This is a genomic window from Actinomadura sp. NPDC023710, from assembly GCF_040639875.1.
Taxonomy (GTDB): Bacteria; Actinomycetota; Actinomycetes; order Streptosporangiales; family Streptosporangiaceae; genus Spirillospora; species Spirillospora citrea.
This window is the reverse complement of the sequence record NZ_JBFAGB010000119.1, coordinates 1-1,001: the sequence shown is the minus strand read 5'-3', so window position 1 is coordinate 1,001 and position 1,001 is coordinate 1. Positions and strand designations below refer to the sequence as shown.

The 1,001-nt window shown below is 72.2% G+C and carries 1 protein-coding gene and 1 pseudogene; both read right to left on the bottom strand.

The window, feature by feature from the left end:
* Positions 1 to 105 precede the first annotated feature (105 nt).
* A complete protein-coding gene (locus tag AB0H37_RS45080) occupies positions 106 to 375 on the bottom strand; it encodes a hypothetical protein (RefSeq protein ID WP_360618868.1) in 270 nt (89 codons plus the stop codon).
* Positions 376 to 518: 143 nt separating this feature from the next.
* A pseudogene (locus AB0H37_RS45075) lies at positions 519 to 1,001 on the bottom strand (cell division protein FtsK); the annotation flags it as partial.

The window sequence follows — 1,001 nt, the reverse complement described above, 5'->3', positions numbered from 1 at the left end:
GCGGTTGGGGCAGGGCGGTCCGGCGGCGTGCTTGGTGGCTTGTGCGCCGGGCCGCCCGTCTTGCTGTCGGGTGGTCGGCGGCGCCGCCGGGGCCGATCGGGGTGGTCAGCGGCGGTCGCGGTCGATGCTCTTGAGGTGGGTCCAGATGCGGCGGCCGGTGCGCAGTTGGGCGCCCTTGCCGCCGCAGCGGTTGCAGTAGCGCCAGGCGCGGCCGGACGGTGAGCGGAACCGTCCCGCGCCCTGGCATTTGTGGCAGGCCCGGTACGGCCAGATCACGCTGTGGAGTAGGTAGCCGGCGGCGGCGATGATGGCGAGCAGGAGCCACGCGCCGAGGTCGGGGCCGGTGTGGTTAGCGGTGGCGAGTAGGGGGCTCACAGATGGCCTCCAGGGTGGTTTTCGGCATGGGTGCAGGTAGGTGCCGCTAGATGCTTGATCGCTGGTGGGGATGGGTGTGGGTCGCTAGCCGGGCCGCTAGGTCTAGCGGTGGGGGCTGCTAGACCTAGCGGGCCGGGCGGGCGTCACGGGGCGGCGCGGTCGCGGTTGTCGAGGGCGTCGCGGATGTGGGCGGTGGTGATGCCGCGGCGGTTGCCGCCCTTGCCGGTTTCGTCCTGTCCCCAAATCTGTCCGGTGGCGATGCCGTAGGGCTTGAGGGCGGCGGCCAGGTGCTTGGCCTTGCCGGTCGGGTCGAGGTCGTTCCACGCTCCGTAGGTGGCCGGGCGCAGCTCGGCGAGGCGGGTCACGATGGTCTCGGACCACACCTTGTCCTCGCCGGGCAGGAGCACGGCGGCGACGTCGTCCAGCAGCGAGGAACCGTCGCCGTCGCGCGGGGTGGTGTCCTCGCCGATGGCGTGGCCGGTCAAGGTGCCGGCGGCCTTGCGCAGTGCGCGGGCGCGGTCGGCGATGCGGTCGGCGGCCGGGTTGTCGATGTAGTAGCCGCGGACGATCTGCGGGTCGTCGGTCTCGCCGGCCAGGTAGCCGATGCCCTTGTCCTTCTTGGTGAA